The sequence below is a fragment of the Microcoleus sp. D2_18a_B4 genome (assembly GCF_036702475.1).
Taxonomy (GTDB): domain Bacteria; phylum Cyanobacteriota; class Cyanobacteriia; order Cyanobacteriales; family Microcoleaceae; genus Microcoleus.
In genome coordinates, this window is sequence record NZ_JAUBTL010000003.1 from 68,704 (window position 1) to 94,087 (window position 25,384).

At 45.8% G+C, this 25,384-nt stretch carries 21 protein-coding genes and 1 pseudogene; 16 read left to right on the top strand and 6 right to left on the bottom strand.

The genetic code is table 11. The features are described 5' to 3' along the window. The first annotated feature begins 24 nt into the window (after positions 1-24). From ntrB to QUB04_RS02745, 3 genes are all read left to right on the top strand, one after another. Positions 25-870 (top strand): nitrate ABC transporter permease, encoded by an 846-nt coding sequence (ntrB, locus tag QUB04_RS02735; RefSeq protein WP_333280650.1) that lies wholly within the window; start codon positions 25-27, stop codon positions 868-870. A gap of 197 nt (positions 871-1,067) precedes the next feature. Further along, on the top strand, positions 1,068-3,068 hold the full coding sequence (locus QUB04_RS02740) for a nitrate ABC transporter ATP-binding protein (protein ID WP_333280652.1): 2,001 nt from the start codon (positions 1,068-1,070) through the stop codon (positions 3,066-3,068). 139 nt (positions 3,069-3,207) lie between these two features. Then, a complete protein-coding gene (locus tag QUB04_RS02745; RefSeq protein ID WP_333142427.1) occupies positions 3,208-4,053 on the top strand; it encodes a nitrate ABC transporter ATP-binding protein in 846 nt (281 codons plus the stop codon). Between the two features lie 600 nt (positions 4,054-4,653). Here QUB04_RS02745 and QUB04_RS02750 read toward each other — a convergent pair. From QUB04_RS02750 to QUB04_RS02760, 3 genes are all read right to left on the bottom strand, one after another. Next, complete coding sequence (locus QUB04_RS02750) at positions 4,654-6,255, bottom strand: leucine-rich repeat domain-containing protein (RefSeq protein WP_333280655.1); 1,602 nt, start codon at positions 6,253-6,255, stop codon at positions 4,654-4,656. 107 nt (positions 6,256-6,362) lie between these two features. Further along, entirely contained in the window at positions 6,363-7,547 is a 1,185-nt protein-coding gene (locus tag QUB04_RS02755; RefSeq protein WP_333280659.1) for a DUF6745 domain-containing protein, read from the bottom strand. Further along, a complete protein-coding gene (locus tag QUB04_RS02760; protein ID WP_445301028.1) occupies positions 7,534-7,884 on the bottom strand; it encodes a hypothetical protein in 351 nt (116 codons plus the stop codon). The genes QUB04_RS02755 and QUB04_RS02760 overlap by 14 nt, the downstream gene beginning before the upstream one ends. A 383-nt stretch (positions 7,885-8,267) precedes the next feature. Here QUB04_RS02760 and QUB04_RS02765 point away from each other — a divergent pair. After that, a pseudogene (locus QUB04_RS02765) lies at positions 8,268-9,390 on the top strand (RNA-guided endonuclease InsQ/TnpB family protein). 254 nt (positions 9,391-9,644) lie between these two features. Here QUB04_RS02765 and QUB04_RS02770 read toward each other — a convergent pair. Then, complete coding sequence (locus tag QUB04_RS02770; RefSeq protein WP_333280662.1) at positions 9,645-12,515, bottom strand: diguanylate cyclase; 2,871 nt, start codon at positions 12,513-12,515, stop codon at positions 9,645-9,647. A gap of 653 nt (positions 12,516-13,168) precedes the next feature. Here QUB04_RS02770 and QUB04_RS02775 point away from each other — a divergent pair. The 11 genes from QUB04_RS02775 (at position 13,169) to QUB04_RS02825 (ending at position 21,149) form a co-directional block, all read left to right on the top strand. Then, on the top strand, positions 13,169-13,852 hold the full coding sequence (locus QUB04_RS02775) for a class I SAM-dependent methyltransferase (protein ID WP_333280665.1): 684 nt from the start codon (positions 13,169-13,171) through the stop codon (positions 13,850-13,852). A 322-nt stretch (positions 13,853-14,174) separates the two neighbouring features. Further along, on the top strand, positions 14,175-14,720 hold the full coding sequence (locus QUB04_RS02780) for an RNA 2'-phosphotransferase (protein WP_333280668.1): 546 nt from the start codon (positions 14,175-14,177) through the stop codon (positions 14,718-14,720). A 71-nt stretch (positions 14,721-14,791) separates the two neighbouring features. Beyond that, positions 14,792-16,000, top strand: coding sequence for an AAA family ATPase (locus QUB04_RS02785; RefSeq protein ID WP_333280671.1), 1,209 nt, complete (start codon positions 14,792-14,794; stop codon positions 15,998-16,000). Continuing rightward, complete coding sequence (locus tag QUB04_RS02790) at positions 15,975-16,160, top strand: hypothetical protein (RefSeq protein ID WP_333280674.1); 186 nt, start codon at positions 15,975-15,977, stop codon at positions 16,158-16,160. Before QUB04_RS02785 ends, QUB04_RS02790 begins: the two co-directional genes overlap by 26 nt. A gap of 426 nt (positions 16,161-16,586) precedes the next feature. Beyond that, entirely contained in the window at positions 16,587-18,797 is a 2,211-nt protein-coding gene (locus tag QUB04_RS02795; protein ID WP_333280678.1) for a PAS domain S-box protein, read from the top strand. 26 nt (positions 18,798-18,823) lie between these two features. Continuing rightward, positions 18,824-19,117, top strand: coding sequence for a TIGR03792 family protein (locus tag QUB04_RS02800; protein ID WP_333280681.1), 294 nt, complete (start codon positions 18,824-18,826; stop codon positions 19,115-19,117). Between the two features lie 189 nt (positions 19,118-19,306). After that, a complete protein-coding gene (locus QUB04_RS02805; protein WP_333280684.1) occupies positions 19,307-19,819 on the top strand; it encodes a papain fold toxin domain-containing protein in 513 nt (170 codons plus the stop codon). Positions 19,820-19,861: 42 nt separating this feature from the next. Further along, entirely contained in the window at positions 19,862-20,230 is a 369-nt protein-coding gene (locus QUB04_RS02810) for a hypothetical protein (protein ID WP_333280688.1), read from the top strand. A gap of 215 nt (positions 20,231-20,445) precedes the next feature. Then, positions 20,446-20,709, top strand: coding sequence for a hypothetical protein (locus tag QUB04_RS02815; protein WP_333280690.1), 264 nt, complete (start codon positions 20,446-20,448; stop codon positions 20,707-20,709). Continuing rightward, on the top strand, positions 20,709-20,867 hold the full coding sequence (locus tag QUB04_RS02820) for a hypothetical protein (protein WP_333280693.1): 159 nt from the start codon (positions 20,709-20,711) through the stop codon (positions 20,865-20,867). Before QUB04_RS02815 ends, QUB04_RS02820 begins: the two co-directional genes overlap by 1 nt. Before the next feature lie 12 nt (positions 20,868-20,879). Further along, the gene (locus QUB04_RS02825; protein ID WP_333280697.1) at positions 20,880-21,149 is read left to right on the top strand and encodes a type II toxin-antitoxin system VapC family toxin; all 270 of its coding nucleotides are present in this window, start codon (positions 20,880-20,882) and stop codon (positions 21,147-21,149) included. Between the two features lie 131 nt (positions 21,150-21,280). Here QUB04_RS02825 and QUB04_RS02830 read toward each other — a convergent pair whose 3' ends face one another. After that, positions 21,281-21,967: a hypothetical protein gene (locus QUB04_RS02830; protein ID WP_194011529.1), complete on the bottom strand. Its 687-nt coding sequence runs from the start codon at positions 21,965-21,967 to the stop codon at positions 21,281-21,283. Next, positions 21,964-23,622 carry an N-6 DNA methylase gene (locus tag QUB04_RS02835; RefSeq protein ID WP_333280700.1) on the bottom strand — a complete coding sequence of 553 codons (1,659 nt, stop codon included), beginning with the start codon at positions 23,620-23,622 and terminating at the stop codon, positions 21,964-21,966. Before QUB04_RS02835 ends, QUB04_RS02830 begins: the two co-directional genes overlap by 4 nt. Positions 23,623-23,899: 277 nt before the next feature. On the opposite strand from QUB04_RS02835, the gene QUB04_RS02840 reads away from it, so the two are divergent. Next, entirely contained in the window at positions 23,900-25,276 is a 1,377-nt protein-coding gene (locus QUB04_RS02840) for an NB-ARC domain-containing protein (protein ID WP_333280703.1), read from the top strand. Positions 25,277-25,384: the final 108 nt, after the last annotated feature.

The window sequence follows — 25,384 nt, forward strand, 5'->3', positions numbered from 1 at the left end:
GCAGAAACAGAGGAGATAAGCAGGATGGCTGTAAGTACAAGTCGGAGAGGTAGAGTCGCTCCGCAAGCGGCGCTGGGCGACTTTTGGAAGAAGAATTCCCCGAATATATTGCCGCCAATCTTGGGGCTAATTGGATTTCTGTTTGTTTGGCAATTCCTGTCAAGTTCTGGAATTATTAAATTGCCGGGGCCGACAAGCGTTTGGACTGACGAACGGACGCGGATTCTGTTGATGTATCCTTTTATGAACTCCAAAACTTACGGAGTCGGCTTGTTTTGGCAGACTTTAGCTAGTTTGGAACGGGTGGCAAAAGGCTATACTCTCGCCGCGGCTGTGGGAATTGGCATGGGGGTTGTGGTAGGTACAAATCCTTTTCTAAATAAGGCTTTAGATCCGCTTTTTCAGTTTTTGCGGATGGTGGCTCCTTTGGCTTGGGTGCCGATCGCCCTGGCTGCACTGCAACAAAACGAACCTGCTGCTTTGTTCGTGATTTTTATCACTTCAGTTTGGCCGATTTTGATCAACACGGCTGAAGGTGTGCGCCAAATTCCCGACGACTATAACAACGTTGCGAAAGTGCTGCAACTTACTCGGAAAGAGTATTACCTCAATATCTTGTTTCCGTCGGCACTTCCTTACATCTTCACAGGATTGAGAATTGCGATCGGTTTGGCTTGGTTGGCAATTATCGCTGCGGAAATTGTGATGTCCGGGATTACAGGTATCGGCTTCTTTATTTGGAACGCTTACCAGCAAAACTACATCAGCGAAATTTTGTTAGCTGTAGTCTACATCGGGGCTGTTGGTTTGCTGCTAGATCGCATGATGGCTTGGTTGCAGCAAAAAATTGCTCCATCTCAAGGAAAATAGTTGTGCAAGTAACTCGCTAAATAATTTTGAGTTTTGAGTTGAAAGATTTGAGTTCAAAACTCGATATTTATATTTCAGGAAACTGCAATCTACACTGGGTTACGAAATCTACAACAAGCGACAGTTAAAGCTAGCTGCTAATCAAGAAAAACTAGCAGCTAGCGAAATAACAAACCTACAAAAAAGGCAAGAAAATCATGTCTATTTTGATTGAAATAGAACAACTGGAAAAAGTATTTAATTTATCAGACGGCGGCACATACGTTGCTCTCAAAGGCATCGATCTGGAAATTGAAAAAGGCGAATTTATCTCCTTAATCGGACACTCCGGCTGCGGCAAATCTACGCTGCTAAATATGGTGGCAGGTTTGGATTTGCCGACAGAAGGATTGGTGACAATTGAAGGACAAAGAATCACCCAACCAGGCCCCGATCGCATGGTAGTATTCCAAAACTATTCCCTGCTACCTTGGCGGACGGTCAGAGAAAACATTACCCTAGCCGTAGACTCGGTAATGAGCGGCTTACCCAAAGCCGAACGCCTCGAAATCATTCAAAAACACATCGACATGGTGGGCTTAACTCCCCACGCCGAAAAACAACCTGCATTGCTATCAGGGGGACAAAAACAGCGCGTGGCGATCGCCCGTGCTCTGGCCCTGCGCCCCAAACTGTTACTCTTAGACGAACCCTTCGGCGCTTTGGACGCTTTGACTCGCGGCAACTTGCAAGAAAAGTTGATGGAAATTTGCCAAGAGTACGAAATCAGCGCCCTGATGGTAACTCACGACGTGGATGAGGCGGTGTTGCTGAGCGATCGCATCGTCATGCTCACCAACGGCCCAGAATCGAAGATAGGCGGGATTCTCGAAGTAGACATCCCCCGCCCCCGCAAGCGGATGGAAGTGGTCACGCACCCCAGCTACTACGCTCTACGTAGCGAAATGATTTACTTCCTCAACCAGCAGAAGCGCGTCAAAAAACTGCGGGCGCGGAAAGTACCGGCGATCGCCCGCCACGGCCTGGAAAAAGTCAACCTCGAACTCGGCTTTATTCCGCTGGCAGCCTGTGCTCCCCTCGCTGTCGCCAAAGAAAAAGGCTTTTTTGCCAAGCACGGCCTGGATGAAGTCCACCTCGTGCGGGAAACAAGCTGGCGCGGCATCGTAGACGGCATCGCCGCAGGTTACTTAGACGCAGCCCAAATGCCATCTGGGATGGCGATGTGGTTGAGCTTGGGGGGCCACCAAGAGCAGCCGATTCCGACGGTTACAGCCCTCACCATGAGCCGCAATGGCAACGGAATTACCCTCGCGAGGCGCTTTTACGACCAAGGGATCTACACTCTGGCAGACTTTAAAAAAATGCTCCAGAGAACGCCCGCCCAAACGCACCGTATGGGCATCGTTCACCCTTCTTCGATGCACAACCTGTTGCTGCGTTACTGGCTGGCTTCCGGCGGGATTGACCCGGATCACGATGTGTTGCTGACAAATATCCCACCGGCTCAGATGATCGTTGACTTGCAGGGCGGCACTATTGACGGTTTCTGCGTCGGCGAACCTTGGAACTTGCGGGCCTCGATGGAAGGAGTCGGCTTTACGGTGGCTACAGATTTGGAACTGTGGCCGGGGCATCCGGGAAAAATTTTGGGGGTGCGGGAAGACTGGGCAAATGCTTATCCCAACACTCACATTGCTCTAGTCAAAGCTTTGCTCGAAGCTTGCAACTATTGCGCCGATCCAAGTCGCGCCGCCGAGGTTTCGGAAATTGTCGCGGGAAGGGAGTACGTCGCTACTGATAAGAGTTACATCCAACTCGGCGACCCCAAATCTTCTGCTTGCAACCTCGATACTCCGATGCGGGAATACGCCCACCACTTGTTTTCTGGAGAGGGGGTGAATCGCCCAAGCCGCACCGAACAACTCTGGCACATGGTGCAGATGGCGCGCTGGGGCGATACTGTGTTCCCGCGCAACTGGGTGGAAATTCTGGAGCGGGTGGTGCGAGTCGGTGCGTTCAGCACGGCGGCGCGAGAGCTGGGGATGGCTGATATTACTTACACTCGCGGTTCTCTCAGCTTGTTTGACGGCTCGGTGTTTAATGCTGACGATCCGATCGGCTATCTCAACAGTCTGGCGATTAAACGCGATTTCACGATGGCGGAAGTTGTACTTGATTCCGACCGTAGAGTTGCTTAAATTGGTTTTCAGTAGGATGCAAACAGGGTAATTGCTAATTGTTTAGTTGCTCATTGGTAATGGCTAGTTAGTAATTCCTTCTTCCTTGTTCCTTCTTCCTTCTTCCTTCACCTATAACCCACTAACAAGTTCCAAAATCATGCTCAACACCACTACGAACCAAACTCAAACCAAAAAGCAAGACAAGAAAGTAAAGGATCGCCGGAAGCCTTTTTTGGTGATGGAAAATGTTCACAAATCATACCCAAATGGTTACAGAGCTTTAGAAAACGTTAACTTGACTGTAGCTGAGGGAGAGTTTATTACGCTGATCGGACACTCGGGTTGTGGCAAGTCAACGCTGTTGAATATGGTGTCGGGTTTTAGCCATCCGACTCAAGGCAGCGTCAGAATTAGCGGGCAAAAAATTGAGAAGCCGGGCCCCGATCGCATGGTGGTGTTTCAGGGTTACGCTTTGTTGCCTTGGCGGACGGTGTTTGAAAATGTTTACCTTGCGGTTAATGCTGTATTTCCTGAGAAGTCGAAGGTCGAAAAAAATGCGATCGTCAACGAGCATTTGGCGATGGTGGGATTGACTGAAGCTGCTGAGAAAAGACCGCCGCAAATTTCCGGGGGGATGAAGCAGCGGGTTTCGATCGCCCGCGCTTTGGCAATTCGCCCGAAAGTGCTGATTTTAGACGAACCTTTTGGTGCTCTGGACGCAATTACTAAGGAGGAATTGCAGGAAGAATTGCTGAAAATCTGGAACGATCACCGCTGTACGGTGTTGATGATTACTCACGACATTGATGAAGCGCTGTTTTTGGCCGATCGACTGGTGATGATGACTAACGGCCCGTCGGCGACAATCGGTGAAGTTTTGGAGATTCCTTTCCCCCGTCCGCGCGATCGGGTTCAAATGATGGAAGATCCGGAATACTACAATTTGCGGAACTACGCCCTAGATTTCCTGTTCCGTCGTTTTGCACACGATCACGATGCCTAATCAGTTGGGAAATCAAAGTTAAAGAGGAGAATTATGAGACTTCTCGAACAAGTTTAATTCTTGTGCGGAGTAGGGGTTGGGCATCCTGCCGGCCCAAGACGAGCTTTTTTGCAGAAGTCTATTGAAAAGTTTAAGCCCCAGTGTTCCCCGATGTCAGGGGAACATCGCTGCGGGCGCAATTTTCCCGATCCGGTTGGGTAAACTGAAGCTTAATGGTGGACGAGAAGTTTTTTCGGACGTTCGGATCTTTTTCCGATATTTTACGTCTACCAGCGAAGAGACCCGATTGCCTAGCTGTCGGTAAGCTGGCATGAATACAGCCCACCTTCGATTCGAGGGTGGGCTTCTTCTTCATGTTATTAACCGTTTGTGGGCGATCGGTGGTTGGTGCATTCCACCCTTGGAACTGGCACACTGCAGGAACGTTTATCGGTGTTTCATGGATTAAGGCTGTTTTCAATATAGCGGTTTTCAGTGGAGTGAAGTACAGACGATCGGGTAGGGAAACGGCTGATCCTAAGTCCGGCGCGGGGATTTGCGACTTTTAACCATTGGTATAAGAGTGATGATTGTAGCAAGACTTTTTTAAATTGGTATTACTCAGGTTTGTACGGAAAACTCCTCTGGGTCAATATCCCAATTTACCCAGCGAATTGCTTCTTTAGCAGATCGCACATCAGGCGGCACTCGCAAAGCGTGAATGTGTCCCGTACTCGGACAGGTCATTTTTAACAAATAAACTGGCTTTGCATTACCCTCCCGATCGAAATCATCGTTAAACTCGATGCTTAACAGCGTGTATTCCTGCCAACTATCTAATTCTGTCACCGCTAATTCTTCACAAATGCGATCGTAACCAATTCTCTGAATTAACAATCGACGCAGTTCGGCATTTTCTTCAGATAAAAGCCATTCTGCTTCCCACAAATCGGGGTGTACTTTTCCGTATTCTTCGGGTAACTGAACGCCGTGGTGAAAGTATAAACTGTAGCCGTCCGCAAATGCGATCGCCGGTTCTCCTTCAGCGTGTAGCCGATTTTCAGCGTCAAAGCGAAGGTGCAGGGGGCGATCGCAAATTAGGCAAACTTTTTCAAACGGAAATATCCAACCGCAATCCTCGAACAACTGTTGCTTGCAGCGAAATAGTTCTTGTGCTTTCAAGTCGAGAGTAAAACCACATTTCGAGATAAAAAATTCAGTCAAATGGATTTGGTTCAGCAGATCCTTAGAGGTTAGTGGCTGTAGATAGTTATAATCTGAGAGGAAATCAACTGCCTGCGATTGTCGGTAATTTTCTACTAATTCATTAAATTCTGTCCGGAGTATGCGCTCGGCATCCGGATCTAGTATTATTTGATCGAATAGAGCCTCCCACAACACCGGACTAAAATTTCCTACATCTACCGATTGATATAACTCATTTAACAACGACTTGCCCCATCCTGAATTGCTAGTCGCTATTGGCGATATTTGATGTTGTGCTATACAGTCATTTTGTAGTTGTTTTAGTAGTGTTAGAGTAGCTTGCAGACTGCTGGAAACAAGAACTTTAGGTGCTTCTCTATCGATAGCTGCATATATTTTTTTCACGGTTTTTGTAGCTTTTTCATAATCAATTGGTGCCGTGAAGAGGGTCAGGTACTTTTGTGTAAATTCGATCGACAAATTTAAGCCGATAATTGGATTGCAGTGGAGAGACAAGCTTTTCAGGTTGATGAGTGCCGACAGCGGGGCGATGTCAGTAATTTGATTGCTGAAGAGATGCAGACTGGTCAGGTTGGTGAGTGCCGACAGTGGGGTGATGTCGGTAATTTGATTGTCGTAGAGATACAGGGATGTCAGGTTGATGAGTGCCGACAGCGGGGCGATGTCAGTAATTTGATTGCTGAAGAGATGCAGACTGGTCAGGTTGCTGAGTGCCGACAGTGGGGTGATGTCGGTAATTTGATTGTTGTTGAGATACAGGGATGTCAGGTTGGTGAGTGCCGACAGTGGGGTGATGTCGGTAATTTGATTGTTGTTGAGAGAAAGTTCCGTGAGGTTTGAAAGTATCCGAGCGGCTTTATTGCACTTAGAAGTGCGAGCCCGTTTTAAGAGCACTTCAACTGTATCTCTAGCCGATTTTGAAAGACTATCTTTGTGCGTGCACCAGTCGGCAAAGCTACTAAAATTAATTGGTTGGTTTGCTTGTGGTTCTGACATAGTAAATTCCGATTCTATTTTGGTAAAATTTCAGTCTGCCTGTCCGTCAGTTCCGCATTCCGGCAGGGGTTTAAACCCCTGCCGGCCTGTGTGGCTATGAAAAATCTTCAAGTTTGCACGCTAAATTCCTCTGGATCGATTCCCCAATTTACCCAGCGAATTGCTTCTTTAGCCGTTAGCGAAGCCCTCGAAGAGGATCGCACATCAGGAGGCACGCGCAAAGCGTGAATGTGTCCCGTGCTCGGACAAGTCATTTTTAACAAATAAACAGGCTTTGCATTACCCACAATATCAAAATCATCGTCAAACTCGATGCTTAAGAGAGTGTATTCCTGCCAACTATCTAATTCTGTCACCGCTAATTCTTGACAAATGCGATCGTAAGTAATTCCCTGAATTAATGCCCGCCGAACTTCTGCATTCTCTTCCTTTAAAACCCACTTAGACTGCCACTCGTGCGGGTGCAGCCTACCGTACCATTCGGGCAAAATCACGCCGTGATAGGCATAAATCGAAACACCGTCGGCAAATTGTACCGCTGGTTTTCCTTCGGCGTGCAAGCGGTGGTTGCTGTCAGCAGAAAGTGCGATCCTCTTCGAGGGCTTCGCTAACGGCTTTTCGCAGACAATGCAAACTTTGTCATAGGGATAAATCAAGCCGCAATCCCGGACAATGGATTGAAAAACAATCCAATTTCTGGCGTAGGAATGAGGTAAATTTAGAACGGAAATGCAAAAATCGAACAAACTGCCATAAGCAGCCCACAATACTGGTTGAATGCAATTACTGAATAGTTCTCTTCCTAATCTTTGCCAGTAAAAGTCTCGACTCGGCTCATTGATCACCTCTTCCGGTGGCAATTGGCTTGCTATGAAGCCCGCTAAATAATTCCGGTGCGCCTCCCACAATTGCGTTTGCAGTTGAGTATAAAGTCTGGCTTCCAGTTGAGTTTGCAGTTGGCTTTGCAGTTCGCTTTCTAGTTGGCTCCGCAAATAACCCCGCAGTTGTTTTTCTAGCGGGCTACGCAGTTTTGTCTCGAATTCGCTCCGCAGTTCGCTGCTGGGATTGTCCAATCGACTGACGATTAGATCGGCAGCTTCGTAGGGGCGATCGACAAAAATGATTTCTGGTGCTTTGAGGCCGATCGCACTGTAAGCCGATTTAACTGTTTCCTCCGCTTGCGAGCGATTTATCGGCCCAGTGGAAAGCGATCTCGCTTTCCACTTTTCCCGATAAACTGGAATCAAAGCTGCTTGTTCTGGCGTCAGTTTTTTAACATTAGTCTGCGACATACCTCCAACCTTGGGGCTCATATTCGCGCTGAATTCGCACCATCCAATTACCTTCGGGAATTGCGATCGCATGGTGTTCTTCGTGACTCAATAAAGCTGTCGGTGAAAGCACCCGCAAGTACAGAGTGCCGTCTTTTTCGTAAAGTTCAGCTTGTCCCTGAATAATCTGGTGACAATGTCCCGTGACTTCACCTTCGGCGAGAGTTAGGTGAGGTTTTTTTTCTCCTTCGATTTTCGGTACGGGGGTGAGAATTACGTCGCCTTGTCGGATGGGTTGCATAGGTTTTTTCTCAATTTTGTTTGCTGGTGTCGATCGATCGAGCTTTTCTACCGCCACCTTATACTACATCCGTAATACACAGGTGTCAAGAGCCACAAACCAAATTCCATAACTCTTTGCTGCACTGACAGACGTTATCTTCGAGGGTGAAAGTCGCCTGGGTGAGGGCGGGTTTATAGATATTGTCGATGTGAGTGAAAGATTGTTGGTGAAACCCTCCCCTACAAATATTGTGGTTAATTTATGGAATCACTTATTACCAAAAAATTGGGTCTAAAGCCCCGTCCTTCTAGGACGGATTTAATTACAAAGGCTGTAAATATTTGTTAAGTATACAAATTTGCAAGTAAAAGTTTCAGTAAAAGTGGTAAGCTATTGCAATGATAGTATTAGAGTTCAATTTGAAGGGCAAAGCGGAGCAATATCGAATCAGTGACGACATGATTCGGACGGCTCAGTTTGTGCGAAACAAAACTCTTAGACATTGGAGAGACAATCAAGGAATTAAGCTCGTAGACCTGTACAAACAATGCGCCGTTATGGCGAAAGAGTTTGAATGGGCAGGTAAGCTTAATTCTATGGCACGTCAGGCTTCTGCCGAACGTGCCATTTTTGCAATCCAACGTTTCTTTGCTAATTGCCAAGCCAAAAAGCCAGGAAAAAAGGGCTACCCGCAATTCAAAAAGCATACCCGTTCTGTTGAATATAAAACTTCAGGATGGGAACTTTCTCCCGACAAAAGATGCTTGACACTCAAGGATGGTTTTGCTGCCGGGAAGTTTAAGTTAATCGGTAGTCGGGATTTGCATTTCTACGCACCCTGTGAGATAAAGCGAATCAGGATTGTACGCCGTGCTGACGGATACTACGCCCAATTCTGTATCAACGTGGAGCGAAAAGAGGAACCTATTCCGACTGGCAAGGCTATTGGAATAGATGTCGGATTAAACCACTTCTATACCGATAGCGACGGTGAAACGGTTGCCAACCCTCGGTATCTCCGCAAAAGTGAAAAAACTTTGAAGAGATTGCAGAAGCGAGTTTCTCGGAAAAAGAAAGGTTCCAAGAACCGGAAAAAGGCGATTAACAAGTTAGGAAGAAAGCACCTGAAAGTCGGTAGGCAGCGTAAAGACTTCGCCATAAAGACGGCGTTGTACGCGGTAAAATCTAACGATTTTGTAGCCTACGAAGACCTTCAGGTTAAGAATATGGTGAAAAACCATAAGCTTGCTAAGTCAATTAGTGATGCAGCATGGTCACAAACTTGATCATTATTTGGAATATTTTGGGAAAGTGTACGGTAAAACCGTGAGTGCGGTCGCGCCTCAATACACGTCACAAGAATGTTCAAACTGTGGCAACATGGTTAGGAAAACTCTGTCAACTCGAACCCATATTTGTGATTGCGGTACGGTATTAGATCGCGATCATAACGCAGCTCGCAACATTTTGGTTAAAGGGTTGAAGCAGGAAAAAATTAATTTAAATACGGTGGGGCACACCGAAATTCACGATCGGGGACAGACCGATCTCTACTCAATGGTGGCGACAAAACAGAGATAAGTTCGACTGGGTGATCCAAGAATCCCTGCGCCTTTAGGCCAGGGAGTGTCAATTGACCTATTTGGCATTGCAACCTATCTCGTCTGCGTTGCTAAGGTTGCTGTCATGGCAGGACATCCTTTAACTATATTTATAGCAATTTGAATTCGCACAAGTTTGCCAGCACATTGGTAGGGTGCGTCTGACACAAAAAATTTGTTTAAATCGAAACCATAGATTTATGACGCACCATACAAGTTGATTTAACTATTATATTATCCTTGAAATCGGGCAACCGAAACCCGATCGCGCCCTGCTTCTTTCGCCCGATAAAGCGACTCATCGGCGATCGCAATTAGCTCTCCCGGCTGCGACTTCGCCTCTGGAATGCAGCAAGCTACACCCAAACTCAGCGTCACATATTCGCTGACAGCAGACTTAGCGTGAGCTATGTGCAAACCCCGCACCTGTTGTGCGATCATTTCAGCTACAGAAGTGGCACCTTCAATATCCGTATTCGGCAAAACCACTACAAATTCTTCTCCACCGTAACGCGCTACTAAATCTGCAGCTCGCTTTACCGAATGCTGGATCACCGCCGCCACTTTCCGCAAACATTCATCCCCCGCTTGGTGACCGTAAGTGTCGTTGTAAAGTTTGAAATAATCAATGTCGCACATAATTAAAGACAGCGGTGCTTCTTCCCTCGCCAAACGCCGCCATTCCGTATCGAGGTATTCATTAAAAGAGTGGCGGTTTCTTACCTCAGTCAAACTGTCGTAATTTGCCAAATAATGCAAGGCTCGATTCACTGTTTCTAACTGCTGTTTCTGCTGCAGCAACTGACGGTTGAGTTCCGCCAACTGCTGTTCGGCTGAGTGCGATCGCAACAAATTTCTCACCCTCGCGAGCAATTCCCTCTCGTCAAAAGGCTTAGAGATATAATCGTCAGCACCCGCATCCAAACTTTCGATCCGAGATTCCATCCCCGCTCGCGCTGTCAAAAAGATTACCGGAGTCGATTTCAATTCTGGCGTGTTCCGAATCTCCTTGAGCAAATCCAGTCCGTTTTGTCTGGGCATAATTTGGTCGCTCACAATCAAATTTGGCTGCAAACTTTTGGCTTTTTCTAAACCTTCAACCCCGTCCATCGCCACGGCGACTCGATAGTAAGGACTTAATAAAGTTTGGAGGTAAGCCAGCAGAAAATTGTTGTCTTCTACTACCAGCAACAGCGGTAATTCTCTGCTGTCACTTGTTAATTGTTCCAGATGATTTTTGTCGTCAAAACTGTTAGGTTCCGGCAGCGGGCCCTGGGGTGTGGTCGTCCGGACATTTCCCGAACCCCACTCTCCCGATCCGAATCCACTCAGTCCAGCCAATTGGGCGATCGCGCTCACCAACTGATTCGCTTCCACCGGCTTCGACAAATGCCTCTGAAACCCCGCCTCCAGCGCTTCGGCCGAATCTTCTTCCTCAATGCCTCCCGTCAGCGCCACGGCCGGCAGCAGTTCCCTGTGCTCGGACATTTCCATTGCTCTGATGCGGCGGATCAAATCGCAGCCGTCGGCTCCCGATACTGTCATATCGCTCACCAACACGTCGGGCCGCGACTGTTGCAACTCGGCCATCGCTTCGCAGGCGCTACCCACCGCTGTTACCTTGGCTCCAAATGCTTCGAGGCCAGTTTTGAGGAATTGCCGGATCTCGGTGCTGCTTTCCACCACCAGGACTTGCTTTCCCGCTAGGGGTTTGGAAACCGATCCGCGTCTGCTTTCCCTTTGGGCGATCGCAGCAGTGCGATCGTCGGGTGCATTTTCCTTGGCAATCGGTAGCAGCACCCCAAAGGTCGCCCCCTGACCGAGGCCGGGACTCGAAGCCCAAACACTTCCCCCGTGCAGTTCCACTAACTGCCGCACAATTGAGAGCCCGAGCCCAAGCCGATTTTGTTCCTTGTTCTGGAAGCTGTCTGCAGGGCGGAAGTAGTCAAAGATGTGCGGCAGAAATTTGGGGTCGATGCCGCAACCGCTGTCGCTGACCCGAATCAAGACGCCCGACTCAGTAGCCTCGATCCGCACTTGAACTGGGTATGGTGTCGATTCAGGGGTGAATTTGATGGCGTTTGCAAGGAGGTTCCAGACTATTTGCTGCAAGCGTTCTGCATCTGCCAAAACGTAGCTGACGGCGGGGTCGAAATGTTTTTCTACGCGGAGGTTTTTGGCATCGGCGGCGGGACGGAGGGTCTCGATCGCAGATTCTATGATAGACGGGAGGTGAACTTGGCCGATGTTCAGGCACACTTTCCCTCGCAGCAACCGCGAGAGGTCGAGGAGATTGTCTATTTGCCTGTTTTGTAATTTGGCGTTGCGCTCGATGATTTCCAAAGCGCGGCTGGTGGTGGCTTCGTTTAAATTGCGCGATCGAGCTAGCTGCGCCCATCCCAAAATCGCACTGAGGGGCGATCGCAGTTCGTGGGAGGCGATCGCCAGAAATTCGTCTTTTGCCCGGTTGGCTTCGACTTGGGCTGCTTCCACGGCTTTGCGATCGGTGATGTCGAATCCGATCGCCAAATACTGACAGGGTTTTCCCTTACAGTCCAACAGTGGAACTACTGCTGCGTACACCCAATAATCACTTCCATTCTTGGCTTTATTCTGAATATCTCCTTGCCAACTTTTACCTTTGGCAACAGTTAATAGCAGATTTTTGATGATTTCCGAAGATTTATATTCCGAATGGAGGATGCCGAAGTGGCAGCCGATTAGTTCGGCTTGGGAATAGTTGGATATGGAGCAAACTCGTTCGCTGACATAGTTAATAATTCCTCGCGCGTCAGTCCTCAGCGCCAGTGCCGATCGGTCGATCGCTCCTTTAAAATCTAAACATTCTTGTAGCGACGCATCTAGTTCTTTTGTCGTAGAAAATTGACCGAGCCGATCGGACGCGTTGTGTTGCTGGCGATCGGGCTTATCCTTACTCCGTTGTTGGATTTCCATTGCTTCTATTTTCCCCTGACGGCTGACACCTAATCTACTCGCATCCTGATTCATTATCACAATTTTCTTTCCCGCACCTGCGGGTGTAATATTTTGTATCTCTTCATCTTCCTGAAAAATTGGCAGGCACCACTTCCACTCGGGAGTCACCTCAATTGTTGTTTATAGTTGGCTAAAGTTTGTCAATCTGAGGACTGATTTTTCATATCTAGCCGATCATCGGCTGCCGGCTCATTCTTTTTTATCTTTTATCTTTTATATTTTACTAGGGGGAATCACTGAGAAATTTATGGTGTGGAGTACACACCGACAGTTGCATTCTTGTGTGAAACGGATATCATAACCGTCAACTTTTTTCTCACAATTACTCCTAGTATCTGGCACAAAGTCTCGTCTTCGGCAGGCTTTCGCGTCTGTGGCATTCTGCCTCATCTGCACTGAAGGAGATATATGTGCAGGGCTTGACAGTTCCCAAATCATATCATTTCCGGTTACACCGGAATGATGTTGACGGTTGACGGTTGACGGTTGACGGTTGACGCCGTGAACAGTGAACAGTCAACGCCGTGAACAGTGAACTCGGATTTACTATTCCGATGCTAACGGATTTGATATCACGGACTGGTTTGGCTGCACGAAGTCCCTATCTGGCGATCGTCCATAACTTCTTTTAAATTATTTTCTTCAACATCTTGACAGCTCTGTATATTTTTTGTATTATCAAATGTAATATACCTTCAGAGAAGAGAACTGCCCAACTGCATTGGCGCACTCAACTATTAACAGTTTGAGGAAAATTGTCTGTGAATTTAGACGCTGTACGCGAGCAATTTGAACAAAGAGCCTTTGATTATGACGGTTTAATTCCCCGCCTCATTCCGCGCTATGGCGAGCAACACGATGTAATATTGCAGCTAATCCCTTTTGAAACTAATGGTAACATAAAAGTTCTGGATTTAGGCGCGGGAACTGGCATACTGTCTGCTGTGATTCTGTCAGCATTTCCTCAAGCAAAAGTCCTAGCCTTTGACATGGCCCAAAATATGCTGAAAACTTGCCAAACTAACTTGTCCGCTTTCCGAGAACGGCTGACCTTGCAGCAAGGAAACTTTGCCGAAGATGATTTCGGCAGCGGTTACGATTTGGTAGTTTCAGGGTTGGCAATCCACCACCTCGACAGCGCAGGTAAGCAACAGCTATTTCACAAAATTTTCCACTCGATGAATCCAGGGGGAATCTTGCTAATTCGAGATATTGTGACAGGTGCTACTCCCCGGCTGACTGAGCAATACGAACAGTTGTGGCGGCAGTACATGAAAGCTAACGGAGAAGACGATGCAGCCTGGTTTCAAAAATATCGAGAAGAAGATATTCCCTCCTCTGTGGAAGAGCAGACAAAGTGGCTTGCAGAAGCTGGTTTTGCCGACGCCGGATGTCACTGGCGCTATCTAAATTTTGCTATTTTTGGCGGAGTTATCCCAAGGTAGAAGGCATTCGGCAGAATGCAGAGTTTTTGATAATTATCAAAAGATAAAGCTGGTGAAAAATCGCCGATCCAACACTTTTTTATTCGCAGACGCCGAACCTAATTATGTAGGTAGTGAAGGACGGACTTTACCGCTATAATTCGCGCGTAAGACAATTTTTTACGTCCGGCAATCATTTTCTGCAAACCTGTAGATGCCGGTTCACTCAAGCGCCCTCTGGCAGTGCAAACAGATTCAACAAACCCGCCTCAAATCAACGATATAACCCGCTAGTGACATTTTATAAAAGGTGATTTAAAAGCTCAATCAATAAAGTAGAATTATGAACGATTCTCGATTAGTAAAAATCAGCAGATATCTCAGCAAACACCTGCGTCACGCGCCCTCGCGCATCGGCATCGAACTCGCTCCCGGTGGGTGGGTTCCTGTTAGCGAACTCCTCGATGCCTGCCAACAAAATAACTTTCCAGTTCAGCTTGCAGAACTCAAAAAAGTAGTGGCGCAAAACGACAAGCAGCGCTTTTCATTTGACTCCACAGGCACTCTAATTCGTGCCAACCAAGGACACAGTGTAGAGGTAGACTTGCAGTTAGAACCCGCTGTTCCCCCAGATATTTTATATCACGGAACAGGTAGCACTGCCGTCGAGTCTATTCTCAGTCAAGGAATTAGGAAAATGTCGCGACATCATGTTCATTTGTCGGTGAATATCCAAACGGCGCGCCAAGTAGGTGCAAGACATGGCATCCCGACAGTCTTTACTGTAGATGCCGCAGCCATGCAACGCGACGGTCATACATTTTACTGTTCGGCTAACAAAGTTTGGCTAGTAGATTTTGTGCCGCCCGCTTATCTCAAAATAAGTTGATAAATTTCACTTTTTTTGTAGAATGTGTACCACAAAAACTGTAAAATAAGAGTAACTAGGAGTTTTGCAAAATGAGTGCGGAAGATATGGGCGATCGCGAAAACAATTTTCATCAAAACAATTCTCAAAATAGAGGTCTGCTCGGCTCTGGTTGGCGACCTCTTTACCGTCAATTTGATTGGGAACACCTGGCACATTTAGCGTCTAGCGACCCCTTAGAACTAGCTCAAAAAACTTTAGGGGCAGCTAGCGACATTGCCGACGCAATGGGACGACACCAATATACTTGGTGGGCCAATATTTTAAATGTCTTCTCGGAAAATACTCGCTACGAAATTGATGAATTTTGGGATTACATTACTCCGCAGCCAGTTTACCCGGATTACCGCTACAAAGACATTTTAGCTACCGAAACGCCTGTGGTGCAATTGGTCAGCCGCGCTAGCATTCCCATCGACTATGTTCTCAACAAACTCCAAGAGATTACTGTTTTCAAAGTTCTGGATTTGCTAGGGAAACCGGATGCGATTACCCAGTCTTTTATGGATAGACATTTTTCTTATCCCCCGGAGCGATTTGTTAGCTGGGAACGCTTGGAAGTTTTGGGTACTGTTTATGCTTCTTGGGCTCGATTCGGCTGCTGGCTACAAATTGACAGCTACGACAGGGGAAGACGCTGCTACACTCTAATTTGCCAAGATATTGCGCCGCTCGTTAGCAAGGCAACTTATAATTTAGCGGTGATTCTGGGCGGGTACAAAAGCCGCGTCGGACAGGTTCACAGCCAGTTCCCAATTCGCACGTTTTCTGCGGAGGTTCAAAGTTTTACCGATACAGTTCAGCAGGCAATTTTGGATCAAAATCAGTTGGCTGTTTTGGTTAGTGGCGAACCGGGGACGGGCAAAACTGCTTGGACGCAAGCGGTAGCCAAGGAAATTTTAGTGCCGCTGGGTTATGTGATTTTTATCTTAGACCACGATGCTGTGGAAAATTTTGTGCCACCGAGTTATTTAGAGCGGATTTGTATTATTATCAATGAGGCTGATAATTTGGCTCAAGATCGATCGACCCCAGAAGCCCAACGCACTAACAAAACTGAACACATTTTGAGTTTGCTGGATGGAACTTTGTATCAAAGCGTCATCGACGAACACGGCATTCAATTTCAGCAAAAACTCGTAGTTTTGATGACTTGCAACACCACTGAAAGATTAGATCCTGCAATGTTACGGAAAGGGAGAGTGGATTTTACCAGTGAATTTACGCACAAATTTGTTTGAGCGCTCTCTTGCATTCTTAAGCGATCGGGCGATCGCACTGGCTACACGATCTCATACCATGTTCGATGTGGGATCTCCAATTAAAGAATTGGGAATGACTGATGAAGTTCATGGTTTGGAGTACGGGCCTACAGTTGCATTCTTTTGGGAACTTGTATAAAATACCGAACAATCACCAGGAAATCTTCTGAATATCAAAGTTTGGGGGAAACTTGTTTGAGTACCTATAGACCATTGGTGTCAACAATCGCCTAAAACCCTTTTTCTCTCTCGTTTTTTGCCTAGTCTCGCTGCCCTCTTGCGCCCCGGAATAGTCGCGGGAGACAAGAGAGCACTCCAGTCCCCTCCGACTATTATTCGGAGGGCGCCAGCGCGATCTATGCCTAATCCTCAAACAGCAACCGGGCACTAGCTTTGGTCTTAAGTAGATAGCAATGCCTATAGACATATCCACATCAAAAATGATATCAATGATGGGTGATACCCTCTAAGGGTATCGTCCGAGAGAGCAAATCAGGGGAAAACAGCATTTTTGGTCTCAAACAGAATTTTTCAAACTTGACAGCTATGGAGGAAATCCCAAACCGTGCACACTAAGCCAGTTCAGCAAAAAAGTCAGGGACTGGGAAGGTACGTTGACGGGACTTTCCCGATCGCCCAACAACCTGCAGAGGCAGCCGTGTCCGAGAGTAAAGAGCGATTTCGGCGGTTTGTGGAGCGCTCCGCCGAGGCCGTGGCAATGGTAGATTGTGAAATGCGCTATCTGTCGGTTTCTCGTCGCTGGGAAACAGATTGGGGGTTGGGCGACGGCGAGGCGATCGGTCGATCTCATTGGGAACTGTTCCCGAATCTCCCGGAATATTGGGAGCAAAATGCCCAGGCTTGTTTGACGGGAGTTTTGGAATACAGTGAGTTTGTGGCAGGGCGATCGATCGCATCTGTATCAGGAAAAATCGCAAGCGGCTGTGTCAGCGAGTCGGTAAGATGGGTATTTCAGCCTTGGACAAATAGCGAAGGTGCGATCGGCGGTTTAATTTTGTTTGCATCTAAGATAGCTGAGGCTTCCGCTCAAACCAATTGCTATAATAAATTTCAGTCCGAGGTCAAAAGAAAGCAGTTAGAAACAATACCACAACTAACTCAAATTGCCCTCGAAAATGCTGCTGATACAATCTTTTTTAGTACCTCCGACGGTCAAATTTGCTACGCGAACAAAGCCGCTTGCCATCTTTTCGGCTACTCGGAATCGGAACTGCTAAACATGAGAGTTAGCGACATCGATTCGCATTTGCCAGCAGCGGATTGGCGGGAACACTGGGAGCAACTCAAGCAGCAAACCAACCTCACTTTTGAAACCAGTTACAAAACTAAAGACGGCGCCAGTTTTTCTGTCGAAGTTAAAGTCAATTATTTAGTATACGGCGGCTGCGAATACCGCTGCGCGATCGCCCGCGACATTTCCGCTCGCCTCGCAGCAGAATCAGCGCTCGTACAGGCAAAAGAGCAACTTCAAGCCGTTTTAGACGCCGTGCCCGGATTAGTTTCTTGGGTAAGTTCCGATTTGCGCTACTTGGGAGTAAACCGACATTTAGCTAGCGCTTATAAAATGCCGTCCGAACTATTTATCGGTCAAAAAGTAGGTTTTTTAGATACAAGTCCCACATTTAACGATTTAGTATACGATTTCTTTGCAAACCATAAAAAGAAGACATCTCAAGAAGTAACAGCGAGCATCAGAGGAGAAAATAAAACTTATCTAATAGTAGCTCAAAAATACCATAACAATACGGCGGCGGTATTTGTGGGATTGGATATTACAGAAAGCAAACAGTCTCTTTTAGCTTTGCAAGAATCAGAAGAACGCCTGCGACAACAAGCGGCTAGATTAGAGGAGGCGCTGTTAATTTTGCAGCGAGCTCAAACTCAACTGATTCAAACAGAAAAGATGTCATCCCTGGGGCAGTTGGTAGCAGGAATAGCGCACGAAATTAACAATCCAGTTAGTTTTATTTCCGGCAATGTCAGCCACGCCACCGGCTACATTCAAGAACTGCTGCGAACGATCGACCTTTACCAAAAGTATTATCCCCATCCCGTGCCGGAAATTCAAGATTTGATTGAAGAATTAGACTTAGACTTCATCAAAAAAGACTTGCCAAAACTGCTAAATTCCATGAAAGTCGGTTCGGAAAGGATTCGCGATGTCGTGCGATCGCTCCGCTTGTTCTCGCGTACCGACGAAGCCCAAATGAAGCCGGCTGATATCCACGAAGGTTTGGACAGCACTTTGCTGATCTTGCAAAATCGCCTGCAAGCTAAAGGGGGACGGCCGGGTATTTCTCTAGTTAAAGAGTACGGAGATTTGCCGCGAGTTCACTGCTATCCGGGGCACTTAAACCAAGTGTTCATGCACTTGTTGACAAATGCGATCGACGCTTTGGAAGAAGGGGGGAGAAATGCCGAAAATTATGGTAAAATTCAAAATCAGTCTTACTTGTCTTCAGCCCCGTCGAGCTCGGAAATATTCAATCCCGAAATTCGGATTCGCACCTCCGTGGTAGGGGAAAACGAAGTTGCGATCGCCATTAGTGACAACGGCCCTGGCATGACTGAAGAAGTCCTCGACTGCATCTTTGACCCTTTGTTTACCACTAAATGTCCAGATACGAGCACAGGTTTGGGTCTAGCAATATCCCAGCATTTAGTAGTAGAAAAGCACGGCGGTAAGTTGCACTGTGTTTCGCGTCCGGGAGAGGGAACTGAGTTGATCATTAAAATTGCGATCGGCAACGATTAATTAGGTATTTACAAATAGGACATAAGATGGTAATTGAGTGGCTCAAATTTAAAGTACCTCCCGAAAAGTTGGAGGCATTTATTGAGCGAGATGAAGAAGTTTGGACGGCAGGATTGAGAAGTTTACCCGGTTTTTTGGGCAAGGAAACTTGGGTAGATCCGGTACAAAATGAGGTGGTGATACTGATTCGCTGGCAAACTAGAGAGTTGTGGAAGTCGGTGTTGCAAAGCACCATAGATGAGCTGGATGCCCAAATGGGTGAGTTGCAAATGCCGATCGCCGAAAGCCGCGAATATCAAGTTCGCAAGTTTTTGCATTAGTTAGTCAGCAGTCAGTTGATCGTTTAATTTTTGAAAGATTAATCATGCCTTTTACCTTGATTGTACGGCAGACATTGATTTGGTATTTGGTGTGAAGGGCGAGCGCTCTTTTATTTTAGGCGATCGGTCATCAGACACAAGAAAGGGCGATCGATCTCCGTAGAATCATCGTACTGTTTGGTATTTGGTGTGAGGGGATCTCGCGCTCCCTTGGACAAGCCTTGCAAGAGCGCGATCGCACGCTATGCGATCTGCACCCTCAATGGCAATGATTTTGAGATATACTTTTACATAAATATAGGAGGTAAACTTTACACTTTGAGTTTAGAGCGGAGTAGTTTAGATGAAATTCGAGAAGATATCGCTAAAATTGCCAGTCGCTATGGGGTCTTTCAATGTGTTGAATGCAGTCAGGCTATCAAAGAGTTCTTGACCATCAGAAACCTAAATGGTAAGCAGATTAAACTGGATTTAGAAAGGCAAGACCTACCTTGGTCAGTGATTTATGATTTACGACGACAGCAGCAAATTGCTACTAATGGCTACCATCAAGGGATATCAATTACAATCGACGAACAGGAAATTGTGTTTGATAATATAGATTGTAGTGGCGTGACTCGGCAGGAATGGCTACAAAATTTAACATCACCTACTCTGGAACTGGGGATGGGAAGTTTTAAGATTATAGAAGAGGAATTTTGAGCAGCAAAACTTACAGTTATTTGAAAAAAATTGAGGTGAAAAATGCACGATTTATATACCCTGATTGAAAAAATTAAGAAAGCTCCTTCAATGTACTTGGGACGACATTCAATTATTTGTCTTCAGGCTTTTTTATCGGGTTACAGCGTTGCTAAATATGAGTTAGGAGAACAGCCAACGAAACAAGATAGGGATTTTATGCAGTTTCCTGAGTGGATACGAAAAAGATTCAACGTGCAGACTAGCCAATCTTGGGCTAACGTCATTCTGTTTTATTCTGAGGATGAAAACAAAGCACTCGATCGGTTTTTTGAGCTGTTAGATGAGTTTATCGCTCGTCATTCTTCGCCTGATACTTTAGGCGAAGGGGGATTGGATATAGAGGAAAAAGTGCAAGTTTTCAGGAGTTGATAGAAAGGGCGATCGCAACTCGTGCAATCATCGCAGTGTTTGGTATTTGGTGTGAGGGGCGCTCGCTCTTAATGCGTGAAGGGCGATCGCTCATCAGAAAAAAGAAAGGGCGATCGCTATCTATGGAAGCATTGCACTGTTTAGTATTTGTTTTGGTGAAGAGTTTTGAGGTAAACTAGAATTGCTCAAAGTTTCTGGAGTCTGACATGGAAACAATGAAACTGATCTCGCATATTGGAACCGATGGCATATTGCTTCTCCAAATGCCCACTGAGTTTAAAGATACTTCTGTTGAAGTGGTAGTAGTTGTACAGAGTCTACCATCAGAGGAAATTAAACCGAAGTATAACGCTTGGGGAAAACTGACTACTAAAAAATCAATTCAAGCAGCAATTGCGAGAATGGTACAACTGCGGCAAGAAATTGCCTTGGATAAAAGCTCAATCCGTTCCATGATTGAAGAAGGGCGAAGGTTTTAATGCAGTTTGTATTGGATTGTTTTGTAGCCTTTAGTGGGTGCTTAGTCGATGAAGATAACGATTATGCCAATGCTATACTCGCGATGATGCCAGATTGCGAAGCATTTGTACCAGGCATTTGGTCGCTAGAAGTTGCTAATACTCTCCTGGTTGCCTAGCGACGGAACCTCATGACAACCGAGCAATCTGAGATAGCTATTACTTTGTTACAATCACTTGAAATTCAAGTTGATGAAGCTACGGATAGCAACGCACTCTCGTCAACTATAGTATTAGGAAGACAAGAAGGTTTAGCTGCTTATGATGCAGCTTATTTAGAGCTAGCTCTACGATTAGAATTGCCGATCGCAACACTTGATAATCGCTTGGCGGAAGCGGCAACTCGCTGCGGTGTGGGGTTGGTAGCTGTTGGTGGTGAAATTCCAGAGACGGAGCCGTAATGCAATTGACAACAGATAGTTGCTGCATGGGTTTCATGCAATCGCTCTTTCATTTTAGGCGATCGGTTATCAGAAACAAGAAAGGGCGATCGCTCTTGATGCGTGAGGGGCGATCGCACTTCCACGTTGATCTAAACTGGAAGCTTGGTCTTGAGGTGTACAAGGTCTTCAAGCTGTTCACGAAAGACTCTAACTCGCTCAAACAAGGTTTTTCCAGTGTCTACTAAAGCTTTGGGAGGGGCACTGACTTCTAGATTGGCGATACGCCCCTTAATTGCCATCCGAGCATAGAAAAAACGCCATCTTTGCCTGTTAATCTGCACCACAAACCACAGCAAATCGTTGAGGCTCATCTTGTACTTGGGCAACAAAACCCGAACTGAACTGCCACCGTTGCCCCTTGCCATAAATGACCAGGGCTGTAACGCTGCTTTGCCAAAAGCAGTAATCGTGATGCCGCCTTGCTCAAACACCTCCTCTGGAACAGGATCAATCAAGCTGATAATGCTGTTGGTCGAGTCACCACTACTTATATAGGGAATCGCGCCTTCAATGTAATTTTTTTCACCTATCGAGCGTCCATTCTTAATGTCGAAGTATTTGGAAAGTGTTCCATGAGTTCCATAAGGTAATTCATTACCGTCATCCTCTTCATCTGCAACCCCAAAATCTTCAAGAACAACATCAGCCAAGTCTGGCATCAAAGTCACCGCTTCAAAGATGCCGCGCATAGCTTCACTTCGTAAACGTTCAAATTCGCGTTCTGAGAGTTTAGGTTGAGGTAGCCATTGTTGTGGACTCCACTCGATATTGCTCATGGGAGAATGTCACATCCTTCTACGACTGTGACTAATTCAGAAATCACCGTTTGACCTTTCATAAAAACATGAAATTGGTTGACAATCTCATCAATCTGATTGCCTGCTCGTTCCACACGCTTACCCTTAAGCTTTTCATATCCATCATTCCAAATTCGCGCCATGAATATTTTGTCAGTTGAGGCAAGAGGTACATGAGCTTCAGCAACCATGATCGAGGTTGGTGCAGCAGTCGGGTAAAATAAGTCTTCAGGAAGGCTAATCATGGCGAGGAGTTTATGTTTGAGTAGAAAACGTTGTCGCCATGCGTTGTGATCCATATCGGCGAAAATTCCAGCATATACAACTACAGTCAATAATCCACCTGGTTCTAGTGCATCCATTGCTCGGTCAACAAATAGATACTCCGGCTCCTCGTCTTGGGAAAACGGCGGGTTTAGAAACGCTCTAGTGCATCTACGATTTACAATCGAGAATATATTTTCGTCAAAGCAACTTTCGTTATAAATATGACTTTTACCATCTCCTCGAAAGAACATATTGAGCATCGAAAGCGCCCAAACAGTCGGATTAGTATCAAAACCAATAATTGAATCTTTGACCTTCTCAATTTCAGCAGCACTACGAGCTTGTTGCATCATGGCATCAAATGCAGCAACGAGAAAACCGCCTGTACCCGCAGCAATATCAATAATCCGATCTCGTACACTAACTCCAACTAATTCGGCACACATCCGCGTAATATGTCGTGGTGTGAAAACAATTCCCAGCGCATTGTTGTCATAGCCATAACGCAAAAATGCTTCATAGAACATTCCCAAAAAATCAGCATCCGTTTGTATGACTGAGCGAACATTGAGGCGTTTTAGTGTATTGACAACTCGACCAATATAATCAGAAAGGCGGTTAAAATCTGCCCCTGATAAACGAAGAGCATCTTTGAGTCGTTGTTTATTTTGATCTGGTAATTTGTGTGCGCCCTTAATAGCACTTTCAGCTAGTGTATTAACTGAGGATAACGCATTAGTAGGAGTTGTATCAATTTGTCCCTGGTACATTGCCAAAACTAAAGCACCAATCACTTTAGGACGAAGTGGAGCTTCTATTTTCGCAGTGCGTAGAATACGACTTGTTTCAATTGCTGCATCAACAAACTCAGCTTGTGATGGTACACTAACTTTTGTTGAGCCATTATCTGTTTTCAGCGCAATTTCAATTTCTGCTTTGGTTGGAAAAGTAGTTAGGGCGAAGCCATGTGAAGTGAGAGAAATCCATCCCTGATGAGTCAAAAAAGAAACACTGATCTCAAACCCTTTATCTTCTTCTCCCGCAGCACCAACCGCTACTTTGATACTGTATTTACCTGTTGCATTGATTTTTTCAGCGTAATCCTCTGCTTCCTTTTGTGCTTGTTTTAGTTTACCTGCTTCGTTTTTTGCCTCGACAATAATCGTGGGATCACTTACCAAACATAAAAGAAAATCCGGGCGTTCGCCTTGAAGACCAATATTATGGAAATAAGCCTCGATTTCTTGCTCCTCTAAAACATCTCCTCCGCTACTAACGTGACGCAGATCCCAACCACGACGTTCAGCTTCACGCCGAACATAATAACGACAACGATTTTCCGATCTTCGATTTTGTTTTGGAGCCATGCACTGTTAACAAGCTAACTATTAATGAGAACGCAACTGCGCTCTCACACACTGTTACAAGGTATAAAACTGCAAGCGTTAAATATCTCAATTTACGCTTTAATACTTCTCCTATTTTCCTTGGCAATCAAAGCTTTGTCTAGCCAAAAATGCTGAATTTTGTTGGCAATTTTGTTGGCTAATTCAACCCGCCCTGTCTACAAAATGTTGGAAAATGCCAGAAAATGTTGGAAAATGTTAGGTATAATACGAAAAATCACAACATCCACGATACTGCATGAATCTTAAGGAAGTGTTAAAAATGGCTGACGAGATGGTATTTGCCAAAACTGGTCAGCACCTCGATAACTTACAAGAAGCAATTCTGCGAGGTACCATGCAAGGTGAAAAATACACCAAAATTGCCGAGGATATTCACTGTAACGAAAGTTATGTTAGGGATGTTGGCTCAAAGTTATGGCCGATACTTTCAGAAGAGTTGGGAGAAGATGTTAATAAAATAAATTTTCGATCGGTAATAGAGAGATTGCAAGTCTCGATAGTTTCACATTTGGAACAGCATCACAACAAAATTGGTAGTTTTAACATCTGTGGAGAAACTTTACACCCGCCAAACATCCCAAACTCACATCCACCCAATCAAGAAACATCTAATCCAAAACCAACGAAAACTCTACATCAAGATTTAAGCGAAATGCCGGAGTTAGGTAATTTCTTCGATCGCACTTCCTCACTCCACACCCTCACAACCTGGATTCTACAACAAAACTGCCGCCTCATCACCATCACCGGTATCAGCGGAATCGGCAAAACATCCCTAGCAGTACAACTCGTACAACAAATCAAACACGAGTTTGAGTACGCAGTTTGGTGCACCCTAGACGAATTCCCCACCATAGATAAATTTCAATCTAACCTAACACAGCTTTTTTCCCAGTCAGAAAACCCAGATTCATCCCCAACAAACCAAAAACGCTTACCGCTGATTAAGTATTTACAAAACCATCGCTGTTTAGTAGTCTTAGATGACGTTCACAACCTTTTCTGTAGCGGCGAATTGGCAGGAAAATATAAACCAAACTACGAAGAATATCGTTCCCTATTCAAACAAATAGAAAATTTATCTCATCAAAGTTGCTTTCTGCTAGTCGGTTGGGAACCGCCGAAAGAAGTTCCTCAACTCACAAGCGAAAATACTCCCATTCGTACCTTACAACTCACTGGTTTAGACACTGCGACCGCACAGGAAATCCTCAGAGATAAAGGATTAACAGAAAGCGAAAACTGCGAAGCACTCATTCACCGCTACCAAGGCAACCCCTTCTGGTTAAAAAGCGTGGCGACTTTGATTCAAGAGTTGGGAATCGGCGCGACTGAGGTATTAATAGATGATACCATATTGTTACCCGAAGATTTGAAAGATGTTTTACAGCAGCAGTACGATCGCACTTCCGAACTAGAAAAACAAGTCCTGTCCTTGTTGGCGACAGAAAACCAGCCAGTCAACTTCGCCAAATTGCTACAAAACGGACAAATATCATCATCCGATTTGCTAAACGCATTGCAATCTCTATCGCGGCGCTGCTTGCTCGAAAAACAGGAAAGTCTTTACACTTTGCCACCTGTACTGAAGCAATATATCAAAGGGTTGTAACGGAGATATGGCACCATTCTCGATAAATATTTTAGGAACAGGCAAGATGCCTGTTCCACAATAAAATTCATCTTTTGTGGAACGGGCATCTTGCCCGTTCTTGAGAAT

What these genes read in the sequence shown, in the direction of transcription:
- ntrB (WP_333280650.1), top strand. Translation starts at nt 25, where the DNA reads ATGGCTGTAAGTACAAGTCGGAGAGGTAGAGTCGCTCCGCAAGCGGCG.
- QUB04_RS02740 (WP_333280652.1), top strand. Translation starts at nt 1,068, where the DNA reads ATGTCTATTTTGATTGAAATAGAACAACTGGAAAAAGTATTTAATTTA.
- QUB04_RS02745 (WP_333142427.1), top strand. Translation starts at nt 3,208, where the DNA reads ATGCTCAACACCACTACGAACCAAACTCAAACCAAAAAGCAAGACAAG.
- QUB04_RS02750 (WP_333280655.1), bottom strand. Translation starts at nt 6,255, where the DNA reads ATGTCAGAACCACAAGCAAACCAACCAATTAATTTTAGTAGCTTTGCC.
- QUB04_RS02755 (WP_333280659.1), bottom strand. Translation starts at nt 7,547, where the DNA reads ATGTCGCAGACTAATGTTAAAAAACTGACGCCAGAACAAGCAGCTTTG.
- QUB04_RS02780 (WP_333280668.1), top strand. Translation starts at nt 14,175, where the DNA reads ATGAACGATTCTCGATTAGTAAAAATCAGCAGATATCTCAGCAAACAC.
- QUB04_RS02785 (WP_333280671.1), top strand. Translation starts at nt 14,792, where the DNA reads ATGAGTGCGGAAGATATGGGCGATCGCGAAAACAATTTTCATCAAAAC.
- QUB04_RS02800 (WP_333280681.1), top strand. Translation starts at nt 18,824, where the DNA reads ATGGTAATTGAGTGGCTCAAATTTAAAGTACCTCCCGAAAAGTTGGAG.
- QUB04_RS02810 (WP_333280688.1), top strand. Translation starts at nt 19,862, where the DNA reads ATGCACGATTTATATACCCTGATTGAAAAAATTAAGAAAGCTCCTTCA.
- QUB04_RS02815 (WP_333280690.1), top strand. Translation starts at nt 20,446, where the DNA reads ATGAAACTGATCTCGCATATTGGAACCGATGGCATATTGCTTCTCCAA.
- QUB04_RS02820 (WP_333280693.1), top strand. Translation starts at nt 20,709, where the DNA reads ATGCAGTTTGTATTGGATTGTTTTGTAGCCTTTAGTGGGTGCTTAGTC.
- QUB04_RS02825 (WP_333280697.1), top strand. Translation starts at nt 20,880, where the DNA reads ATGACAACCGAGCAATCTGAGATAGCTATTACTTTGTTACAATCACTT.
- QUB04_RS02830 (WP_194011529.1), bottom strand. Translation starts at nt 21,967, where the DNA reads ATGAGCAATATCGAGTGGAGTCCACAACAATGGCTACCTCAACCTAAA.
- QUB04_RS02835 (WP_333280700.1), bottom strand. Translation starts at nt 23,622, where the DNA reads ATGGCTCCAAAACAAAATCGAAGATCGGAAAATCGTTGTCGTTATTAT.
- QUB04_RS02840 (WP_333280703.1), top strand. Translation starts at nt 23,900, where the DNA reads ATGAATCTTAAGGAAGTGTTAAAAATGGCTGACGAGATGGTATTTGCC.